Raw genomic sequence first — 17,107 nt, forward strand, 5'->3', positions numbered from 1 at the left:
CCTAAGGTCTGTTTGCGGCATTTGCCGCACTGCACACTGCATCGTCGCCGGAGCACTCGCCGAACCGTGCAACGCGCGATCCTATCGGTCGAGGATAGACGCTGCCGGCGCGACGCGCCAACGCGCGAGGGAAGAGCCGGCTGATACGCGCCGCGATCCTCCTGAGCATCATTTTTGCTACGCTGGAAGTGAGGTCATGTTTCCGGAGAGCGTCGATGAAGCAAGACAGCGCGACAGTCAACGAGCCGGTAGAGGACGAACCGGCACAGCGTGCCTTCACTTCCTATGCCGCGCCGCTCGTCGATGAGGCAATCCGGCTCGCCAACGGGGTGCACGGCGACGCGTCACCCGAGGCGCTGCACAAACTGCGCGTTTCACTGCGGCGTTTGCGTTCGTTATGGTGGGCTTTCGCACCGCTGCTCGACAAGGGCGAAAATTCCTGGCAACGCGCGGTCTACAAGTTTCTCGCCACCGCGGCGGGTAAAACGCGCGATTGGGACATCCTGATCGCGTTGCTCAGGCAGCAAGACGGCGGCGCGCAAGCATTGATGCCGAAGCTCGAGCAGGCGCGCCGCGACACACTGGCGACCAGCCGCGAGACGTTGTTGAACGCCGACGTCAAACACCTGCTGCGCGATGCGTTGGCCACCACTTCCGCGCAACTGCACGCCACGCACGATTCGGCTATTGCGCTGCGCAAATTTGCCGCTCGACGCATAGGGGCGTCGGAGCGCTCATTGAAAAAGCGCATCAAACGCGCGCGCCATGCGAAACGCTCGAATTACGCAGCCTTTCACGATGTCAGAAAAGCGGGCAAGAAACTGCGCTATCTGTTCGAGTTTTTCGGGCCGGTGCTTAAAACCAGCCATAAGCGCACGCTCAAGCGCCTGAAAAAAATCCAGAAGCGCTTCGGCATGCTCAACGATACCGTCGCGAGCGAAACGCTGTTGCGCGACAATGCCGCGTCGCTTGCCGACGCGGACCACATCGAAGCCGCGTTGGGTTGGCTCGACAGGAAACGCAAACGCCGCTTGCGCGCGGCGTCGGAGCTACTGGGCTGAGAGAGCGCGTTCGGTCCTCGCTAGCGCGGAGGATCCGCAGCCCAAAATGCACGGCGCACCGCGCTGCGGTCCGAAAGAATAGTCCGCGAAGGAGGCGAGGAGCGTGGCACCGCATGGGCTTTCGCTGCGTCATCGGCTGCGCCTGACGTTGCGCGCCGTTCGAGCCGGGATGACCCGCTATGTGGGCAACCGCCCGTGGGTGGCCGGCGTCGCCGGCACGCTCGTCGCGTTGGCGATGTCGATCCTGACGGCGGTGGAGGTCGGCGAAGGCCGCCGCGAAATGCTCGATCATGCGCGCCAGACGTCGCAAAACCTCGTGTCGATCATTTCCGCCGATCTCGCGCGCAACGTCGAAGTTTATAGTCTGTCGCTGCAATCGATGGTGGATGCCGCGGGCGATCCGCGCACCTGGACGCTGCCGGTCCCGGTGCGTCAGGCGATGCTGTTCGATCGCGCGACCACCGCCGCGTTTCTCGGCGGCGCGTATATAGTCGGCGCCGACGGTGAAGTGGCCGCCGCGCAGTACGCCGACGCCAACACCACCGTCCATCTCGACGATCGCGAATACTTTCAGGTGCATCAGCGCAATCCGGCGGCGGGCCTGTATTTCTCGCATCCATTCATGTCGCGGCTGCGTGGCGGCAAGCTGTCGATCGCGCTGACGCGGCGCATCGACGATGCGCAAGGCCGCTTTGCCGGCATCGCGCTGCTCGCGATCCGCATCGAGTATTTCCAGCACCTGCTGGACCGGATCGACACCGGCGAGCAAGGCTCGGTTTTCATCGTGATGGCGGACGGCACGCTGCTCGCGCGCAAGCCGTTCGACGCGCGCGCTATCGGCACCAGCGTCGCAAAGTCGCCGACCTTCGCACCGATGACGGTGCACGACTCCGGCAGCTACGTATCGGTCTCGCGGGTCGACGGTGTGCGTCGCATCTTCACGTGGCGATCGCGCCCGCTGTCGATGACGTGCTCGCGCCGTGGCAGCGTCGCAGCCGCGTGGCCGCCGCGCTGACCATCTCGTTCGGCTCGGTGTTCGTGCTCGTGTCGTGGCTGCTCGCGTTCGCGCTGCGCGACAAACAGCGCGCGCAGGCCGCGCTGCTGCGTCTTGCCGCGACCGATCCGCTGACCGGGCTCAGCAATCGCCCCGTGCTCGACAAGCGGCTCGACGACGAATGGAAGCGGGCGCGACGCGAGAACAAGCCGCTGTCGGTGCTGTTCATCGATATCGATCACTTCAAACGTTTCAACGATACCTACGGCCATGAGAGCGGCGACGAGGTATTGGTCGCGGTGGCCGATTGCATCGCGTCCGTGGCGCGGCGCTCGGCCGATCTGGTCGCGGCGCTACGGCGGCGAAGAGTTCGCGGTGGTGCTGCCGGATACGACCGCGCAGGGCGCGTTCGCGGTCGCGGAGCAGATTCGTCGCAAGGTGGAAAACCAGGTCATCGTGCGCGGACACGATGCGCCGCAGGCGGTGACGGTGAGCGTCGGCTGCGCAACGGCGCTGCCGAGCGCCACGGATGTCGCGAACGGACTCGAGCTGATGGCGGCCGCTGATGGACAGTTGTATGTGGCGAAGAACGAAGGGCGCAATCGCACCCGGTCGGCGCAGTGGGACGAGTATTCGGCAACGCAGGGGGGCTCGCGCACGGGGGCGGCGCCTTAACGCCAGGCGTTCGTTCGCGTGAGCGTGAGCGCCTTCCCGGCCCAGATTGTCGCGACGCAACGCAATTCAGGCGCGCTCCGCACTGCGCGGCGCGAAGCCGCGCAACGTCACCGCCGCTGGTGTTTCGTCCAGCAACGCCGAGCGCGGCCGATCGGCGGCCGAACCATCCGCGTGAGCCAGCAAGCCCACCGGAAAGCCGCGCCGCTGCCATGCATCGAGCCCGCCGGGCAGTGCGCGAATCCGCGTGTAGCCATTGCTGCGCATATGTTGCGAGACTTCGTGCGCGGTCGCGCTGTCCGGGCAGATGCAATAGATGACCAGGTCGTATGTGCGTAGCGCGCCGTCGATCTGCTCAGGCGAATGCGGATCGAGCGCGCGCGCGTCGGGAATCTGGCGTCGCAGATCGAGCAGCGGAGCGCCGGGCCGCGCATCGAGCACGCGGGACGGCGCCATGCGGCTCAGGCGGCCGGAGCGCCGCCAGCGCGACGGCATGCTCGACGCGGCGGCACTCGCCGATGAGGCCTGCGTCGGCGCGGCCAGTATCGGCGCGGCTTGGGCCGACGTGGCTCGCGTGAACCGGCGCCGTTCGTAATATCGCAGATACAGCCGGTAGAGCAGATAGACGAGCGCCACCGCAAGAAGAATGTCGGCGATCGTGCCGCCGCGCTGCTCGACGAACGTGCGCAGCATATGCACCTCGCGTTCCACGGCCGCGCCGCCGAGCAGCCAGAACGTCGCCCACGCGATCACGCTCGCCAGATCCCATAGTGCGTAGATGCGGATGTCGACGGCGGTCGTACCCATCAGCGGCGGCGTGATCAGGCCGAGGCCGGGCACGAACTTCGAAATCGACACGAGCGGCACGCCATAGCGTTCGAATAGCGCGCGCGCGGTTTCCAGCCTCGTATCGACGGCGGGCGACAAGCGGCCGAGCCACGCGAGCAGTTTGCGTCCATACAGACGGCCCGCCGCGAACCAGGTGCCGTCGCCGATCAATGCGCCCAGCACCGCCGCGCCGAGGGTCGGCCAGAACGCCAGGGTGCCCGCAGCGATCGCCGAGCCCGCGAACAGCAGCATCGGCACGGCCGGAATCGGTACGCCGAGGCGCGTCAGCAGGACGTTGACGAACACGATTGCGCTGCCCCAGGTTGAAACCGCCGACAACGGAAACTCGACCAATTGAGGCGCTCCTGCTGCTGTTGGGCTGCCATGCGTGGACGGCCGGTGTCGACCATCGGCCTCAATCGTCAATACGCAACTAACTGTCAACCCCGCGTGCCCACCGCAAGGTGGCCGGCGCGGCTGAAGAGAGTGCGCGCGGGCGCGCACGCTGGATTCGCAGGGGCGGGGGCTGCATCGTCAACGAACCACAAGCGGCCCCCGGATCCACCTCATCAGGCATTCGGCATCGCCACCACGCCCGGATTCCCGACGATCGCCAGAAACTCCCGCCGTGTCGACGGATCGGTGCGGAACGTACCGAGCATGCGCGACGTGACCATCGTGACGCCCGCCTTGTGTACGCCACGCGTCGACATGCACTGATGCGCGGCTTCGAGAATCACGCCCACGCCGGCCGGCTGCAGCACCTCGTTCAGCGTATCGGCGATCTGCACCGTCATCTTTTCCTGGATCTGCAGCCGTTTCGCGAACGCATCGACGAGGCGCGCGAGCTTCGAAATGCCGACCACGCGATGGTTCGGCAGATACGCCACGTGCGCGCGTCCGATGATCGGCACCATATGGTGCTCGCAGTAGCTTTCGAAGCGGATATCCTTCAGCACGATCATTTCGTCGTAGCCGTCCACTTCGGAGAAGGTACGCGCGAGGATGTCGCGCGGATCGACCTTGTAGCCGACGAAAAACTCGTCGTAAGCGCGCGTCACGCGTGCCGGCGTGTCGATCAGGCCTTCGCGCTGCGGATCGTCACCGGCCCAGCGCAGCAGCACGCGCACGGCTGCCTCGGCTTCTTCGCGGCTCGGGCGTTCGGTGGCTGCTAAGGGTTTGGTCTTCTTTGCCTTGCTGCTGGTCATGCGTCGCTCTCCTGGATCGCGCGTCGACGCTGCGCGGCGCGCGGGGTCAGTAACTGAGGTCATTGTTCCATGTTTTGCGCTGAAGGTGCCGATGCCCCTTTCGCGGCCGGGGCAGTCGCGGGCGTGCTGCGCACGGCTACTTCGGCCATTCGTCCATTGCATCGTTGAACAGCTCAGCGACCACGCCGCGCAGCCAGCTGCCGCGCGGATCGTTATGAAACTTGCGATGCCAGTGCTGCCGCAGGTCGAAGCGCGGCAGCGGCAGCGGCGGCTCGACGAGCATGATCGACGCATGCTCCGACACGTACGCGAAGCCGATCGCGTGCGGCACGGTCGCGAGCAGGTCGGTGCGCGCGAGGATGAAAGGCAGGCTCATGAAGTGCGGCGTTTCGAGCACCGCGCGTCGCTTGATGCGCTTCTTTTCGAGGTACTGCTCGAGCACTTCCTGGCTGCGTCCCTCGGCGCGCACGACCGCATGGCCGGACGCCACGTATTGCTCGAGCGTGAGCGGCCCCTTCGACAGCGGATGTCCGCTGCGCATCAGGCAGATGAAGCGGTGCGTGAAGAGCCGCTGCTGAAAGAAGTTATTGCCCGCCAGGTCCGGAAAATAGCCGACGGCGAGATCGACATCGCCCGATTCGAGCCCGCGTTCCACTTGCGACGGCGACAGCGTGACCGAGCGCAGATTCGCGGACGGCGCGCACTCGGCGAACAGCTGCAAAAGACGCGGCAGAAACACGATTTCGCCGACGTCGGACAGCGCGATCGAAAACGTGTGCGTGCTCGTCGCCGGATCGAAATCCTGCACGTCGAGCATGCCTTTCTCGATGCGCAGCAACGCGTCGCGCGCGGCGGGCAGGATCGCGAGCGCGCGCGGTGTCGGCTCCATGCCTTTCGATGTGCGCACGAACAGCGGATCGTCGAAGTATTCGCGCAGGCGCCCAAGCGCAGTGCTCACGCGCGGCTGGCTCACACCGAGTTGCTCGGCGGCGCGGCTCACGTTACGCGTGTCTTCCATCGCGACCAGATAGGGGATCAGGTTCAGATCCAGATGTGTCTCGGACATGCTTGTTATGGCTCGCGGGGCGGGCGGTGCAAGGGAATGCTTATGCCGTATCGCTATAGAGCCTAGTTGAAAAATCGCCCGTAAGCATAGTGGGATTTTGCGCGGCCGGCATTTTCGCGCGCAGGGCGAGCGCCGGACGAGGGCATCCCGGACCTTCGCCGCCGCGCGCGGCGACCTATGATGAAGGGGGTTTCCCTGCCTTGACAACCCGCCCACAGGACAACCATAATCGCCGAAGCGTTCGCTAAACGAATCACTGTTCACGCAACGAACAATTCAGCGGCGAAGCAATCGAAGGCGCCAGCCCGCTCTCCCCCTCGCGAGCCGTCGCCAGCATGCCCGGAGACTGTTTCCGCGCGAGCCTTGCCGGTTACGGCTGTCAGCCCAGCGGCACGTAGCGCCCCCAAAGGAAATTCGACATGATCAACAAGATTTTCGAGACACTTCAATCGGCGGTCGCCGATGTCCACGACGGCGCGACCGTCATGATCGGCGGCTTCGGCACGGCCGGCATGCCGTCCGAGTTGATCGACGCGCTGATCGAGCAGGGCGCGCGCAATCTCACCATCGTCAACAACAACGCAGGTAACGGCGATATCGGCCTCGCGGCGCTGCTGAAGGCCAAGCGCGTGCGCAAGATCATCTGCTCGTTCCCGCGCCAGACCGACTCGTATGTGTTCGACGCGCTCTATCGCGCCGGCGAAATCGAACTCGAACTCGTGCCGCAAGGCAACCTCGCCGAGCGCATCCGCGCCGCGGGGGCGGGCATCGGCGGCTTCTTCACGCCGACCGCGTACGGCACCAAGCTCGCCGAAGGCAAGGAAACCCGCCTGATCGACGGCCGTCACTACGTTCTCGAAGCGCCGCTGCACGCGGACTTCGCGCTGATCAAGGCGTACAAGGGCGATCGCTGGGGCAACCTGATCTATCGCAAGACCGCGCGTAACTTCGGACCGATCATGGCGAGCGCCGCGAAGACCGCGATCGTGCAGGTGTCGGAAGTGGTGCCGCTCGGCGGCCTCGATCCGGAAGAAATCGTCACGCCCGGCATTTTCGTGCAACGCGTGATCGCGGTGCCGCAAGCGGCGCATGCCCCCACGCCCAATCCTCACGACGCTGCTGCCTGACCCGGAGACCGACATGAAGAAACTGACTCGCGATGAAATGGCCAGGCGCGTTGCCCAGGACATCCCTGAAGGCGCTTACGTGAACCTCGGCATCGGCGTGCCGACGCTGGTGGCGAACCACCTCGCCGCAGACAAGGAAATCTTCCTGCACAGCGAAAACGGTCTGCTCGGCATGGGCCCGGCACCGGCGAAGGGTCAGGAAGACGACGAACTGATCAACGCCGGCAAGCAGCACGTCACGCTGCTGACGGGCGGCGCCTACTTCCATCACGCGGATTCGTTCGCGATGATGCGGGGCGGCCATCTTGACTTCTGCGTGCTCGGTGCGTTCCAGGTGTCGGCGAAGGGCGATCTCGCGAACTGGCACACCGGCGCACCCGACGCGATTCCGGCGGTCGGCGGCGCGATGGACCTCGCGATCGGCGCGAAGCAGGTCTACGTGATGATGGAGCATCTGACCAAGCAGGGCGAGAGCAAGATCGCCGCCGAGTGCTCGTACCCGGTCACCGGTATCGGTTGCGTGACCCGTATCTATACGGACCTCGCAATGATCGACGTCACGAAGGAAGGCCTCGTCGTGCGCGAGATTTTCACGGACATCGGCTTCGACGAACTGCTGAAGCTGACCGGTGTGCCGATGACCGACGGCACGCAGGCCGCGCGCGCGGCCTGATGGCTGGCTGAGGCGTCGCGGCGGCGGTCTGCTTTGCGGCCGCGTCGATGGCGTCTCGTCTGAAAGCGGCATTGCGCGAACGGGCCAGCGCTGACGGGGCGAACTGCTCGTCAGCGCTGGCCTGGCAACTTCAGCGACGGGCTGACCGCGTTTGGCGCACAATACGCAGCACATACCGCGGCATACGCACGGCACGAGCGCTTGCTCCGCCACGGCGTCTGCTTCGAACCGCCGCGCGCCGTGCCGCTTCTTCGCTTCCGATTCCCTCAAACATCGTCGTCACCATGCTCGACTCCAGCGCCCGTCTGACTGGCCTTCTTTGCGGCACACAGCCGATGAACGACATCTGGGCGCCGCGTGCCACGCTGCAGCGGATGCTCGACGTCGAAGCCGCGCTCGCGCGTGCCTCTGCCGCGCACAAAGTCATTCCCGAATCCGCCGTCCCCGCGATCGAAGCGGCCTGCCAGGCCGACCAGCTCGACGCCGACGCGCTCGCACGCGACGCCGCGCTCGGCGGCAACCTCGCGATTCCGCTCGTCAAGCAACTGACTGCACGCGTCAAAGCCGCCGATGCCGAAGCTGGCAAATACGTGCATTGGGGCGCGACGAGCCAGGACATCATCGACACCGCGACGGTGCTGCAACTGCGCGACACTTTCGACCTGCTCGACAGCGGCCTGCAAGCCACCTGCGACGCGGTCGCGAAACTCGCGGCCACCCATCGCGCGACACCGATGATCGGCCGCACGTGGCTGCAACAGGCGCTGCCGATCACGCTGGGTCTGAAGTTCGCGCAATGGCTCGACGCGCTGTTGCGTCATCGCGAGCGGCTCGATGCGTTGCGCGAACGTGTGCTGGTGCTGCAATTCGGCGGCGCGGCCGGCACCCTCGCGAGTCTGCGCGAGGCGGCGCCGCAGGTCACGCAGTCGCTCGCCAAGGAACTCGGCCTCGCGGTACCGACCTTGCCGTGGCACACGCAACGCGATCGCATCGCCGAGACGGCGTCGCTGTTCGGCATGCTGATCGGCACGCTCGGCAAGATCGCGCGCGACGTGTCGCTGCAGATGCAAACCGAAATCGACGAACTCGCCGAACCGGCCGCGGCCGGCAAGGGCGGATCGTCGACGATGCCGCACAAGCGCAACCCGGTCGGTTGCGCGGCGGTACTGACGGCCGCGACGCGCGCGCCCGGCCTCGTGGCGACCGTGTTCGCCGGCATGGTGCAGGAGCACGAACGCGCGCTTGGCGGCTGGCAGGCCGAATGGGACGCGCTGCCGGATCTCGCGCGCCTCGCGGGCGGCGCGCTCGCGAACATCGAACAGATCGCGTCCGGCCTGAGCGTGAACATACCGCGCCTCGCCGCGAATCTCGACGTCACGCACGGCCTGATCCTCGGCGAAGCGGTGATGCTCGCGCTCGGCGATTCCATCGGCCGGCTCGACGCGCATCATCTGGTCGAGCGCGCGTCGAAGGTGGCGATCCGCGACGGCAAGACGCTGTATGACGTGCTCGCCGCCGACGCGGCCGTCACCGAACATCTTTCGCTCGAGCGCCTGAAGCAGCTGCTCGATCCCGCTCAATACGTCGGCCAGGCGCACGCATATGTCGACGCCGCCCTGACGCTTCACACCACGCGCGCGCAGCGCGCCCATTCCAAGGAGTAACCGGCATGCCCTACGCCGCAGTCAACGGCACCGAGCTTCACTATCGTATCGACGGCGATCGTCACGGCCACGCGCCGTGGCTCGTGCTGTCGAATTCGCTCGGCTGCGATATGTCCATGTGGACGCCGCAGGTCGCGGCGTTGTCGAAGCATTTCCGCGTGCTGCGCTACGACACGCGCGGCCACGGTCATTCGGAAGCGCCGAAGGGTCCGTACACGATCGAGCAGTTGAGCGGCGACGTGCTCGGCCTGATGGATACGCTGAAGATCGCGCGCGCGAATTTCTGCGGCATATCGATGGGCGGCCTGACTGGCGTCGCACTCGCCGCGCGTCACGGCGACCGCTTCGAGCGCGTCGTGTTGTGCAACACGGCCGCGCGCATCGGCTCGCCGGAAGTGTGGGTGCCGCGTGCCGCGAAGGCGCGCAGCGAAGGCATGTTCGCGCTCGCCGACGCGGTGCTGCCGCGCTGGTTCACGGCAGACTTCATCGAGCGCGAGCCGGTCGTGCTGGCGATGATCCGCGACGTGTTCGTGCATACCGACAAGGAAGGCTACGCATCGAACTGCGACGCAATCGACGCGGCCGACCTGCGGCCCGAAACGCCGGGCATCAAGCTGCCGACCCTCGTGATCAGCGGCACGCACGATCTGGCCGCCACGGCCGCGCAAGGCCGCGAACTTGCGCAGTCGATTCCGGGCGCGCGCTACGTCGAGCTCAATGCCTCGCATATCTCCAACATCGAAAAGGTCGACGAGTTCACGAAGACCGTGCTCGACTTCCTGACGGAGGCAAAGTGAACGACGAAGACCGTTACGAAGCCGGAATGGGGGTGCGTCGCGCGGTGCTGGGCAACGCGCACGTCGACCGTTCGCTCGCGAACCGCACCGAGCTGACCGAGGAGTTCCAGAACCTGATCACGCGTTACGCATGGGGCGAGATCTGGACGCGTGAAGGTCTGCCGCGTCATACGCGCAGCCTGCTGACGATCGCGATGATGGTGGCGTTGAATCGCAGCGAAGAACTCGCGCTGCACCTGCGTGCCGCCAAAAACAACGGCGTCACGCGCGAGCAGATCAAGGAAGTGCTGCTGCAGACCGCGATCTACTGCGGCGTGCCGGCGGCCAACTCCGCATTCCATCTGGCCGACAAGCTGTTCCGCGAGGACGATGCGGCGGCTGCCGCGGCGAAGTCGTAAAAACTGAGCACTGTAGCTTTCCGCTTCATTCAGCAAACGCGCGACGGACGTCTTCGTCGCGCTGAGACTGCCGATGCACATGGTGTCGCACGAGCAACGGGTGTAACGACTGAAGCAGAGCGAGGCAGGGGCCCTACGACGCGCCGCTCGCAGGCAAAAAATGACCCGCGCGATGCCGGTCCGGGTCTGAACTGGCGCGGCTCACTCGATCTGCCTGTACCGAGTGTCCCCGCTGACAAGCTGCAACTGTTTGGAAACGATAAGAAACTGTTCGTCACGAATCGTACACTCCAGTTCGCCTATCTCGTACACAGCAACCACCTTGATCTTATTTCCGTTTCGCTCCTCAAAGGTAATCTGATAGACCCCGCGCCACATCGGTTCGCCATCCCCATATATACCGATCTTCTCGGACGCCAGTCGCACCGCCCTTGTTTTCGTACGGTCAAAATCCAGCGAGAGGATGTCAGTTTTTCTTACCGCCATCTCGGCCACATAGGCCGGAAACCGGTCGCCGCATGGCGGGTACGATCCGGCTTCCGCCAGGCACAGCGCGGGAAAGGATAGCAGCAGGACTGCGAGAGCGTGTTTCATGGATTCGAAGCACCTCACTCTATCTGCTTGAATACTCTGTCGGCGTCGCGTGATGGCAAATGACCTGAAACAATAAAGACGTCAATCCCGCCTATCGAGCATTCAAATTCGCCTGCCCCTTCGTTCACAGCAATCACCTTGACCTTGTTTCCGTTTTTTTCGTGGAAGGTGATGTGATAGACCTCACGCCACATTTGTTCGCCATCCTCGTATTTTCCTATTTTCTCGGACGCGAGTTGCACGGCTTCGGTTTTCGTATAGTCGATGCTGCCAAGGGTGCCAGCGCTTTTTAGTCTCCCCTCGGCTATGTTGGTCGGCCACCTGTCGCATGGCGGGTTCGGTCTGCCTTGCGCCAGGCATAGCGCGGGAAGGAATAGCAGCAGGACTGCAAGAGCGCGGTTCATGGATGTTCCACCCTAAGCATTCTGTCGCCGCTGTTCCAGATTTGCTCCCGGAACGGCAAACGCAGAACGATACACCCATTTGAAGCGTTGCCTGGTTCTCGCATGCTGTCGCCGTGGATCATGAAGCCGTCGCGCCCGCCGAGGCTCGTTCCCGCAACGGGGTTGAGCCGCATCGAATGCCGTCCAGTTTTAGGGTGCGGAAACGGTGCCGTAATTTCATACAGGCCAACGGGGATTGGTCCTTTGTCGCGGACATACTGGCTACTGTGTCTGTCCTTGTGCTCGCCCTTACCGGAATATCCGGTATCTGTGATGTATTTGTGATTGTGATACAACAAGTGGCGCTCATGCTTGTAAATCCAAACCATCGTCTTTTCCTCATTGGTTGTACGAACCAACGATTAAACCAGACCATCCGGCCGCGCACAATTTTTAAGATAGGTGTCAGTTTCATCTGCATGCTGTATCGAGCGGACAGAGGCGAGCGCATGGGTCGCGAAAGATCACGGCAAATATGAGTACGGATTGCGCGTACTATCCATATCTCCTGTGACGCCCCCACAGGGGCTCCCGCAGTCCAATCAGGGGGGCGGCGAACGCACGGAATCAAACGATGTGATTATTCAAATTCGTTCTGGAAAAGTGGGATATTCGTGGGGAAGCAGAGCCACGCCGCTACGATTAACGGTATCGAAGGAATCCCCACGGCTTTCGCGAATTCGGAGCGCGCCGATATTATTTATGCAGTAGTCACCGCCACAACGCTCGCCGGCACCTGCACGCACACCGCGCGCCGTACCGTTTCCTTGATCACCTCGCGCCAATGCGCGAGCGCCGCCTCGTCCATCAGCGGCTCGCCGAGAAACGCGCCGAGCGTGTACTGATTGGCGTTATAGAAATAGCCGAGCGACGCGATCATCAGATACACGTCGCGCGCCGCGATATCGGCGCGAAACACGTGCTGCGCGCGGCCCGCCTCCAATAGCCTCTGCACGACCGAAATCGCGTAGCCCGAAATCTCCTTGAGCTTCTGCGATTTTTTCGCATGCTTGCCCTGGTGCAGATTTTCGCTCGACAGCAGCGTCACGAACTCCGGGTGATCGAGGTAGTACTGCCAGACGAACTCGACCATCTGTTCGAGGCCATGCACCGGATCGCGCAGATCGAGATTGAGTTTGCTTTCCGCTTCGTTGAACTGCGTGTAGATCGTCTCCAGCACTTCGATGAACAACTGCTCCTTGCTGCCGAAGTAGTAATAGATCATCCGGTCGTGCGAACGCGCGGCCTTCGAAATACTTTCGATGCGGCCGCTCGCATAACCCTGCTTCGCGAACACCCTGATGGCCGCCTTCAGGATCTTGGCGCGCGTGTCCTGCGCCTGTTTCGCGCGGATACCGATGGCGCCCGGCTTGCGGGCGGCGGTGGGGCTCATGACGGTCTCGGATCTCTTTGTCAGCGTAGGTTTGAACGGCGGGCGCACAGACTCGGCACGCCGATGCCGCATTGCACCATGATCCCGCGTGACGGAAAACACGTTGCACAGTCGATTTTGATCGAGTAGATTTCAATCGAGTTTGGTGTAGAAGATACTACATGAACGGTGAGTGACCGCAACATGAAAATGGGCGGCCCACGCGGAAGTGCCCTGAAACCGGGACGATTCGCGCACCACGCAGCACCGCCAGTCATGTCGCGCCTGTGATGTCGTAGGGAACCCCACGATGACAGAACATACGAAGGTCGATTTCGGTGCAGAGAGTGTCGATCGCGATACCGCATCGACGCCGGGGCCGACCGTGCTCGCAAAGTCGGCGCCGCGCAGCGAGCGCATGGCCGCGAACAAGATCGAATGCAATGCGTGTCCGGTGCTGTGCCAGATCTCGGAAGGGCGCACCGGCGCGTGCGACCGTTATGCGAATGCGGATGGGCGGTTGATTCGCGTCGATCCGGTGGTGTTTCTGTCGCGTGCGGATGATGCCGACGCCGATGCGGCAAATGCGGCGATCGAATTCGGCACAGCCCCCGCCGCGGACCCAGGCACCACCGAACCCGCGCTGTTCGTCACCGGCGTCGGTGCCTCCTCGACCTATCCCGACTACAAGCCCGCGCCGTTCATCGTCGCGTCGAAGCTCGACGACGTCGACATGGTCACCGTCGTCACCGAAGGCATCTTCAGCTATTGCAGCTTCAAGGTGAAGATCGACACCGACCGCTTTCTCGGCCCCGAACAGGCCAACGTGCGCTGCGACGGCGAGATCGTCGGTCACGTGAGCACGGCCGAATACGGCTCGCAGATGCTGAGCCTCGGCGGCGTCCATCATCTGACCGGCGGCAGCAAGAAAGAAGGCCGCGTGACCTGCGACATGATGCTCGCGCTCGGCAACAAGGAGACGGTCGAGCTTGGTATCGACGGCGGCGCGAGTCTCGTGATTCGCGCCGGCGTCGCGCCGATCGTCGACGGTGTCGAGGAGCAGCGCATGCGCGTCGGCTGCGGCTCCGCGACGATCGGTATCTTCGCGAAGCAATGGTTCGGCCACGTCGATGAGGTGGTGGTCGTCGACGATCACATTACGGGCGTACTGACCGAGCACCAGGCGGGCCGCTGCCTCGGCATGACGCGCTCGGGACTCAAGATACGCGGCCGCAAATCGACGCCGGGCCGCTATTTCCAGGTTGCCAATCCTGGCATCGGTTGGGGGGGCACCGACATTCAGGACCCGCTCGCGATCGTCGAAGGATTCGATCCGTCGGTCGCGAAGCCGGGCATGCGCGTGTTGATGGTCTCGACGACCGGCGAACACGCGCAATGGTACGAACTCGACGCACAGCTCGTGCCGCGCATCGCGCCGATGCCCGACGCGGTGCGCCGCACGGTCGAGCGGATCGGCGAGAACTGCGAGCCGTCGCTCGCGACGGTGCTGTTTCTCGGCGGCGCGGGCGGCAGTCTGCGCGCCGGCGCGACCGAGAATCCGGTGCTGCTCACGCGCGCGATCAAGCGCAAGCTCGTCAACGTCACCTGCGGCGGCGCGCCGGCTTATGTGTGGCCGGGCGGCGGCATCACCGTGATGGTCGACGTGACGCGCATGCCGGACCGCTCGTTCGGCACGGTGCCGACACCGGCGCTCGTCGCGCCGATCGAATTCACGATGACGTACGACACGTACCGCGATCTCGGCGGCCACGTCGAGGCGGTGCGCTCGTTGCAGAGCGTGCTCGCGAGCGGGCCGACGCATACGGAAGGCGCGCCGCTCGCGCGGCGGACGCTGGCTCGCGATCCGGACAATCCGTGGCCGCCTGCAATGCCCGGTTAAGCACCCTGACCAAAAAATCACACGATGACCCCCACCCGAACCCGCCTCGACGAACACCGCTGGCATTGGCAGCACGGGCCGATCGACCTGATCCTCGGCGCCGACGGCGAGCCCGACGCGGTGCGTGCCGCATATGACGCATGCTGGGAGCGCTTCAGTCCTGTGCTGGAGGAGCTGGTCCGCGAACTGAACGTGCTTCGGCAACCAGTGCAGGTTGTGGCGGCACGACATGATTGCCCGCTTCGAGGGCCGGTCGCGACGCGTATGTGGCGTGCGTGTCATCCGCATCGTTCAAGCTTTATCACGCCGATGGCGGCGGTCGCGGGCAGCGTCGCCGACGAACTGATCGCCGCGTTCGCGCGCGACGGCATCGCGCGTGCGTTCATCAACAACGGCGGCGACATCGCCCTGCACCTCGCGGCGGGGCAGCAGTATCGGGTGGGCGTGTTGGCGGACCTCGCGCAAATTTCGGGCACGCGTTTCGCGCACGACCCTGCGCTCGACGCGCATCTGACGCTCGACGCTCGGCAGCCGATTCGCGGCGTCGCGACGAGCGGCTGGCGCGGCCGCAGCTTCAGTCTCGGCATCGCCGACAGCGTGACCGTGCTCGCGCGCGATGCCGCGAGCGCCGACGCCGCCGCGACGATGATCGCGAACGCGGTCGATCTCGACCATGCGGGAATCGTGCGGCGTCCGGCGTCGTCGCTGAAGGACGATAGCGATCTCGGCGATCTGCTGGTGACCGTCGACGTGCCGCGTCTGCCGCAGCCGCTGATCGACTCCGCGCTCGCGCGCGGCGTCGATGTCGCGAAGCGGTTGCGCGGCCAGGGTTTGATCGAAGGCGCCGCGCTGTTCCTGCAAGGGCGGGCGCGGGTCACCGGCATCGACGATTCACGCGCGTTGTCCGCCACGCGCGCTTCACTGACAACGGAGGCTCCGTGTTCGAAATACGCCGCGTGCTGACGCACGTCGAAGACATCTTCCACGAGTTCGGCCCCGCGCCCGCGCAGCCGCTCAGACGAGGCGCGATCGCCGCGGTGATGACGAATCCGTTCGCGGGCCGCTACGAGCCGAAAATCGAACCCGCGATGGAAGCGCTGAAACCGCTCGGCTTCGAGATGGCGCAGCGGCTGCTGACGGCGATGGCGGTGCCGCATGCGTCGATCGAAAGCTATGGGAAGGGCGCGATCGTCGGCGCGCGCGGGGAACTCGAGCACGGCGCGCTATGGCATGTGCCCGGCGGCTACGCGATGCGCGAGCTGCTCGAAAAGCACGGCGTGCCGACCCACGCGATCGTGCCGTCGACGAAGAAGGTCGGCGCGCCGTCCACCGCGCTCGACGTGCCGCTCACGCATGTCAACGCGAGCTACGTGCGCAGCCACTTCGATGCGATCGAAGTACGCGTGCCCGGCGCGCCCGCCGCCGACGAGATCGTCTACATCCTCGTGATGAGCACGGGGCAGCGCGTGCATGCGCGGGTGGGCGGCCTCGCGAAAGAGGCGATCGTCGGCAAGGATGGCTTGCGCTGAAGCGGCGCGCGGCAACCATACAGCAAGGCAACGGAACTCGGAGAGCGCAAATGGCAATCAGGCTTCGCAAGCTGGTCGTGCAGGTCGACGAAACACGCATCGAAATGGGCCAGACCGTCGAGCCGCCCGCGCGCCGCGCGGTCGCGATCGCGGTGATCGATAATCCGTATGCGGGCCGCTATGAGGCGAAGCTCGACGCGCTGATCGAAGCTGGCGAGGAACTCGGCGCGCTGCTCGGCAAGCGCTGCGTCGAGGCGTTGGGCATCGCGCCCGGGGAGGCGCAAAGCTACGGCAAGGCGGCGATCGTCGGCGAGGCGGGCGAGCTCGAACATGCGGCCGCGATCCTGCATCCGAAGCTCGGCGCGCCGCTGCGCGCGGCGGTCGAAAAGGGCGCGGCGCTGGTGCCGTCGGCGAAGAAGATCGGCACCCTGGGCACCGCGATCGACGTGCCGCTCGGCCACAAGGACGCCGCCTACGTGCGCAGCCATTTCGACGCGATCGAGGCGCGCGTGGCCGATGCGCCGCGCGCGAACGAAATCGTCGTGGCGGTCGCGGTGACCGCGTCGGGCCGGCCGCTGCCGCGCATCGGCGGCTTGCAGGCGAACGAGATCAAAGGCGAGGACGGCCTGCGCTGAGCGATCGTTTTTTTCAGCCGCCTGTTTGCCGTCGCTTGTTTTGCGGGTTGTTTCGCTGGTAGTGTCCTGCCGTTGACGCGGGCGCGCATGGTGCCGCCCGCGCTGCAACGTCCGCCGATCGGGCCGCTGCGCATGTTGCGCGCGCG

The 17,107-nt window shown here is 64.9% G+C and carries 17 protein-coding genes and 1 pseudogene; 11 read left to right on the plus strand and 7 right to left on the minus strand.

Annotated features, from left to right (window positions below; all coding sequences use genetic code 11):
- Window positions 1-215 precede the first annotated feature (215 nt).
- On the plus strand, window positions 216-1,061 hold the full coding sequence (locus tag HDG33_RS09835) for a CHAD domain-containing protein (protein ID WP_184024940.1): 846 nt from the start codon (window positions 216-218) through the stop codon (window positions 1,059-1,061).
- A 103-nt stretch (window positions 1,062-1,164) separates the two neighbouring features.
- Window positions 1,165-2,730, plus strand: a pseudogene (locus tag HDG33_RS09840) (diguanylate cyclase).
- A gap of 66 nt (window positions 2,731-2,796) precedes the next feature.
- On the opposite strand, the gene HDG33_RS09845 reads toward HDG33_RS09840, so the two are convergent.
- The 3 genes from HDG33_RS09845 to HDG33_RS09855 all read right to left on the minus strand — a co-directional run bounded on the left by HDG33_RS09845 (window position 2,797) and on the right by HDG33_RS09855 (window position 5,829).
- A complete protein-coding gene (locus HDG33_RS09845; protein WP_184024943.1) occupies window positions 2,797-3,909 on the minus strand; it encodes a VTT domain-containing protein in 1,113 nt (370 codons plus the stop codon).
- Between the two features lie 215 nt (window positions 3,910-4,124).
- On the minus strand, window positions 4,125-4,763 hold the full coding sequence (folE, locus tag HDG33_RS09850; RefSeq protein ID WP_184024946.1) for a GTP cyclohydrolase I FolE: 639 nt from the start codon (window positions 4,761-4,763) through the stop codon (window positions 4,125-4,127).
- 136 nt (window positions 4,764-4,899) lie between these two features.
- Entirely contained in the window at window positions 4,900-5,829 is a 930-nt protein-coding gene (locus tag HDG33_RS09855; protein WP_184024949.1) for a LysR family transcriptional regulator, read from the minus strand.
- Between the two features lie 419 nt (window positions 5,830-6,248).
- Between HDG33_RS09855 and HDG33_RS09860 the strand changes: the two genes are divergently transcribed.
- From HDG33_RS09860 to pcaC, 5 genes are all read left to right on the plus strand, one after another.
- A complete protein-coding gene (locus HDG33_RS09860; protein ID WP_062131411.1) occupies window positions 6,249-6,956 on the plus strand; it encodes a 3-oxoacid CoA-transferase subunit A in 708 nt (235 codons plus the stop codon).
- 13 nt (window positions 6,957-6,969) lie between these two features.
- A complete protein-coding gene (locus HDG33_RS09865) occupies window positions 6,970-7,629 on the plus strand; it encodes a 3-oxoacid CoA-transferase subunit B (protein ID WP_184024952.1) in 660 nt (219 codons plus the stop codon).
- Window positions 7,630-7,913: 284 nt separating this feature from the next.
- Window positions 7,914-9,293: a 3-carboxy-cis,cis-muconate cycloisomerase gene (locus HDG33_RS09870; protein ID WP_184024954.1), complete on the plus strand. Its 1,380-nt coding sequence runs from the start codon at window positions 7,914-7,916 to the stop codon at window positions 9,291-9,293.
- Between the two features lie 5 nt (window positions 9,294-9,298).
- Entirely contained in the window at window positions 9,299-10,090 is a 792-nt protein-coding gene (gene pcaD / locus HDG33_RS09875) for a 3-oxoadipate enol-lactonase (RefSeq protein WP_184024957.1), read from the plus strand.
- Window positions 10,087-10,488 carry a 4-carboxymuconolactone decarboxylase gene (gene pcaC, locus HDG33_RS09880; protein WP_018423567.1) on the plus strand — a complete coding sequence of 134 codons (402 nt, stop codon included), beginning with the start codon at window positions 10,087-10,089 and terminating at the stop codon, window positions 10,486-10,488. Before pcaD ends, pcaC begins: the two co-directional genes overlap by 4 nt.
- Before the next feature lie 201 nt (window positions 10,489-10,689).
- On the opposite strand, the gene HDG33_RS09885 is transcribed toward pcaC, so the two are convergent.
- From HDG33_RS09885 to HDG33_RS09900, 4 genes are all read right to left on the minus strand, one after another.
- A complete protein-coding gene (locus HDG33_RS09885) occupies window positions 10,690-11,082 on the minus strand; it encodes a hypothetical protein (protein WP_184024960.1) in 393 nt (130 codons plus the stop codon).
- A 14-nt stretch (window positions 11,083-11,096) separates the two neighbouring features.
- Window positions 11,097-11,486 (minus strand): hypothetical protein, encoded by a 390-nt coding sequence (locus tag HDG33_RS09890; protein WP_184024963.1) that lies wholly within the window; start codon window positions 11,484-11,486, stop codon window positions 11,097-11,099.
- A complete protein-coding gene (locus HDG33_RS09895; protein ID WP_184024966.1) occupies window positions 11,483-11,854 on the minus strand; it encodes a tlde1 domain-containing protein in 372 nt (123 codons plus the stop codon). Before HDG33_RS09895 ends, HDG33_RS09890 begins: the two co-directional genes overlap by 4 nt.
- A 371-nt stretch (window positions 11,855-12,225) precedes the next feature.
- Complete coding sequence (locus HDG33_RS09900; protein WP_184024969.1) at window positions 12,226-12,918, minus strand: TetR/AcrR family transcriptional regulator; 693 nt, start codon at window positions 12,916-12,918, stop codon at window positions 12,226-12,228.
- Between the two features lie 289 nt (window positions 12,919-13,207).
- Here HDG33_RS09900 and HDG33_RS09905 point away from each other — a divergent pair, with 289 nt between their 5' ends.
- The 4 genes from HDG33_RS09905 to HDG33_RS09920 are packed head-to-tail and all read left to right on the plus strand — an operon-like array spanning window position 13,208 to window position 16,961.
- A complete protein-coding gene (locus HDG33_RS09905; RefSeq protein ID WP_184024972.1) occupies window positions 13,208-14,797 on the plus strand; it encodes a 6-hydroxynicotinate reductase in 1,590 nt (529 codons plus the stop codon).
- Between the two features lie 24 nt (window positions 14,798-14,821).
- Window positions 14,822-15,760, plus strand: coding sequence for a UPF0280 family protein (locus tag HDG33_RS09910; RefSeq protein WP_184024975.1), 939 nt, complete (start codon window positions 14,822-14,824; stop codon window positions 15,758-15,760).
- Window positions 15,736-16,326 (plus strand): amino acid synthesis family protein, encoded by a 591-nt coding sequence (locus tag HDG33_RS09915; protein ID WP_184024978.1) that lies wholly within the window; start codon window positions 15,736-15,738, stop codon window positions 16,324-16,326. The genes HDG33_RS09910 and HDG33_RS09915 overlap by 25 nt, the downstream gene beginning before the upstream one ends.
- Window positions 16,327-16,376: 50 nt before the next feature.
- Window positions 16,377-16,961 (plus strand): amino acid synthesis family protein, encoded by a 585-nt coding sequence (locus HDG33_RS09920; protein WP_184024981.1) that lies wholly within the window; start codon window positions 16,377-16,379, stop codon window positions 16,959-16,961.
- The last annotated feature ends 146 nt before the right edge of the window (window positions 16,962-17,107 follow it).

The sequence above is a fragment of the Paraburkholderia sp. Cpub6 genome (assembly GCF_014201065.1).
GTDB lineage: Bacteria > Pseudomonadota > Gammaproteobacteria > Burkholderiales > Burkholderiaceae > Paraburkholderia > Paraburkholderia tuberum.

Excerpts from the sequence above, each read along its gene's own strand:
- HDG33_RS09835 (WP_184024940.1), top strand. The coding sequence starts at position 216 with ATGAAGCAAGACAGCGCGACAGTCAACGAGCCGGTAGAGGACGAACCG.
- folE (WP_184024946.1), bottom strand. The coding sequence starts at position 4,763 with ATGACCAGCAGCAAGGCAAAGAAGACCAAACCCTTAGCAGCCACCGAA.
- HDG33_RS09855 (WP_184024949.1), bottom strand. The coding sequence starts at position 5,829 with ATGTCCGAGACACATCTGGATCTGAACCTGATCCCCTATCTGGTCGCG.
- HDG33_RS09860 (WP_062131411.1), top strand. The coding sequence starts at position 6,249 with ATGATCAACAAGATTTTCGAGACACTTCAATCGGCGGTCGCCGATGTC.
- HDG33_RS09865 (WP_184024952.1), top strand. The coding sequence starts at position 6,970 with ATGAAGAAACTGACTCGCGATGAAATGGCCAGGCGCGTTGCCCAGGAC.
- HDG33_RS09870 (WP_184024954.1), top strand. The coding sequence starts at position 7,914 with ATGCTCGACTCCAGCGCCCGTCTGACTGGCCTTCTTTGCGGCACACAG.
- pcaD (WP_184024957.1), top strand. The coding sequence starts at position 9,299 with ATGCCCTACGCCGCAGTCAACGGCACCGAGCTTCACTATCGTATCGAC.
- HDG33_RS09885 (WP_184024960.1), bottom strand. The coding sequence starts at position 11,082 with ATGAAACACGCTCTCGCAGTCCTGCTGCTATCCTTTCCCGCGCTGTGC.
- HDG33_RS09890 (WP_184024963.1), bottom strand. The coding sequence starts at position 11,486 with ATGAACCGCGCTCTTGCAGTCCTGCTGCTATTCCTTCCCGCGCTATGC.
- HDG33_RS09895 (WP_184024966.1), bottom strand. The coding sequence starts at position 11,854 with ATGGTTTGGATTTACAAGCATGAGCGCCACTTGTTGTATCACAATCAC.
- HDG33_RS09900 (WP_184024969.1), bottom strand. The coding sequence starts at position 12,918 with ATGAGCCCCACCGCCGCCCGCAAGCCGGGCGCCATCGGTATCCGCGCG.
- HDG33_RS09905 (WP_184024972.1), top strand. The coding sequence starts at position 13,208 with ATGACAGAACATACGAAGGTCGATTTCGGTGCAGAGAGTGTCGATCGC.
- HDG33_RS09910 (WP_184024975.1), top strand. The coding sequence starts at position 14,822 with ATGACCCCCACCCGAACCCGCCTCGACGAACACCGCTGGCATTGGCAG.
- HDG33_RS09920 (WP_184024981.1), top strand. The coding sequence starts at position 16,377 with ATGGCAATCAGGCTTCGCAAGCTGGTCGTGCAGGTCGACGAAACACGC.